This window comes from Psychrobacter sp. ASPA161_9 (genome assembly GCF_051970275.1).
Taxonomy (GTDB): domain Bacteria; phylum Pseudomonadota; class Gammaproteobacteria; order Pseudomonadales; family Moraxellaceae; genus Psychrobacter.
Map to the genome: position 1 here is coordinate 1 of NZ_JBEFNI010000027.1, position 744 is coordinate 744.

Annotated in this window: 1 protein-coding gene; it reads right to left on the reverse strand. The window is 42.1% G+C overall.

All coding sequences use genetic code 11. The features are described from left to right. Positions 1–709: IS5 family transposase (locus tag ACTQ9S_RS13775; RefSeq protein WP_440455276.1), on the reverse strand; the 709-nt coding region annotated here is incomplete at its 3' end. Positions 710–744: the final 35 nt, after the last annotated feature.

Genomic DNA, 744 nt, shown 5'->3' on the forward strand with positions numbered 1-744 from the left:
TCTCATAACTCTGTCTTAGCTTATCAAATCTGGTGGCAACCGCTCTATACTGTTTTAGCTTAGCGAAAGCATTTTCTACTAAATGTCGTGCTTTGTACAAGTCCCAATCCATATGGTCGTTAGAGGACTTGGTGTTTCGTTTCCGAGGGATATTATTACAAGTTGCTGTTTGTTCAATATACTCTCGTAGTGTGTCAGAGTCATAGCCTTTATCTGCACATACAACGTCTGTCTTGCTCAAATCAACCTTATCTACTAAGTCAGATGCGACTTTAACATCGTGGGTTGTGCCATCTGACAGAATAAAGGTAATCGGATTGCCATGAGCATCGACCGCTAGATGAATTTTAGTGGCACGTCCTGCGACACTCTTACTAATGGCTTGAGCAGCTTCATGACGACCACTACTGTGCTGATGTGCCTTGATATGAGTACCATCTATAAACACCCACTCAAGGTCAGGCTCTCTGATAACTAAAGCAAATAGTCCAATGAGCTTATTACTGCGAAACCAGCGTTGATAAGCCTTGTAGACAGTATTGGGCTTTCCAAAGTAAGCCGGTAAATCGCGCCAAGGACAGCCAGTTCGCATACGATAAAGGATGCCCTCAATGGTCAGTCTCAGATTTCCTTTGTCATAGATATTAAGTTCTAGTAATATAGGTCTTAGTCTTGTCCAGTGTTCATTTTTGAGCATAGTACGAGGCATAGCGAACGAGATCTTTTTTGTGTGAGAACTTAAAG